The sequence below is a fragment of the Micromonospora sp. RV43 genome, from assembly GCF_001029515.1.
GTDB classification, from domain to species: domain Bacteria; phylum Actinomycetota; class Actinomycetes; order Mycobacteriales; family Micromonosporaceae; genus Micromonospora; species Micromonospora aurantiaca.
This window is the reverse complement of the sequence record NZ_LEKG01000357.1, coordinates 1-1,617: the sequence shown is the minus strand read 5'-3', so window position 1 is coordinate 1,617 and position 1,617 is coordinate 1. Positions and strand designations below refer to the sequence as shown.

The 1,617-nt window shown below is 68.3% G+C and carries 1 protein-coding gene; it reads left to right on the top strand.

The window, feature by feature from the left end:
* Positions 1 to 72 precede the first annotated feature (72 nt).
* Positions 73 to 1,470 carry an IS1380 family transposase gene (locus ABD52_RS37155; protein ID WP_047894859.1) on the top strand — a complete coding sequence of 466 codons (1,398 nt, stop codon included), beginning with the start codon at positions 73 to 75 and terminating at the stop codon, positions 1,468 to 1,470.
* Positions 1,471 to 1,617: the final 147 nt, after the last annotated feature.

Here is a 1,617-nt window from a genome sequence, read left to right as displayed (position 1 = left end):
AGATGCCTTCCGGCCTGGGAAGATAGGACTTGCTGAGGGTCTCATCTATCCCGGACGGAAGGCACCTGTCAGGTGAAGGCTACCGGAACACGCCCGAAGATCATCGTCAGCGGCGACGGACGTGGCGTGGTCGGCCACGCTGGTGCTCGTCTGTTGACTGACGTCGCTGACGCGGCGGGGTTGACCGGGGCGTTCAGCGAAGCCCTGTCGGGGTTACGGCAGCGGCGGGGCGGTCACGATCCGGGGCGGGTCGCGGTGGATCTGGCGGTGACGATCGCCGATGGCGGTGAGGCGATCGGTGACCTGGCGGTGCTGCGGGACCAGAGCGGTCTGTTCGGCGCGGTGGCCTCGGATGCCACCGCGTGGCGGGTGTTGTCCGGGTTGGACAGCGAAGCGTTGGTGTCGCTGCGGATGGCTCGCGCACGGGCACGGGAGGTCGCCTGGGCGCAGATGGGCGAGACCCGCGACGGCATACCGGCCGCGACCGCCGCTGGCCAGCCGGTCCCCGGTCTCGTCCTGGACCTGGACGCCTCGATCGTGATCTGCCACTCGGAGAAGGAATCGGCCACCCGTACCTGGAAGAAGACCTTCGGCTATCACCCGCTGTTCTGCTTCCTGGACAACACCCGTGAGGCGCTGTCGGGGCTGCTGCGCGAGGGTCGGGCCGGGTCGAACACCACCGCCGACCACATCACCGTCCTGAACTCGGCGTTGGAACAGATCCCGGACGCCCACCGCTACGGCACCGAGATCCTCATCCGCTGCGACTCGGCCGGCTGCACCCAAGGATTCCTGGCCCACATTCGCAGCCTGCGCGAGCACGGCATCAACACCTTCTTCTCCGTGGGTGTGGCCATCACCGAACCGATCCGCGACGCGATCCGAGCCGCTACCGGCTGGATCCCCGCCATCGACGCCGACGGCGAGCCGCGTGACGGGGCGCAAGTCTGCGAGATCACGGGTCTGGTACCCGACGACGGCTACCCCGAAGGCACCCGGTTCATCGTGCGCCGCGAACGCCCCCACCCCGGCGCGCAACTGTCGCTGTTCGACACCATCGAAGGGTTCCGCCACCAGGTCACGGCCACCGACACCCCGCCAGGCCGCGGCAGCATCCAGTTCCTGGAGGCCCGACACCGCGCCCACGCCCGCGTGGAAGACCGCATCCGCACCGGCAAGGACACCGGCTTCGGCCGCTTCCCCTCACGGGTCTTCGCGATCAACGCCGCCTGGCTGGAACTCGCCCTCACCGGTATCGACCTGCTCGCCTGGACCCAGCATCTGCTACTCGACGGCGACCTCGCCACAGCCGAACCCAAGAAGCTGCGGTACCGACTGCTGCACGTCCCGGCGCGGATCACCCGCTCGGCACGACGCACGAAGCTACGCGTCGCCGAAGGCTGGCCCTGGGCCGAGCAACTGGTCACCGCGTTCACCCGCCTCGCGGCACTGCCACAGCCGGTCACCTGAACACCACGATCCCGATCCCGACGGACAGCTTCTGGAGGAACCCGACCCCGCGTCGGGCTACCACCACGCCCTGACGTCGATCGACCGACTGATCAAGATCAACAACCCGCCACGCGGCCTTGATCAACAGTTAGTGAAAGACCGAGG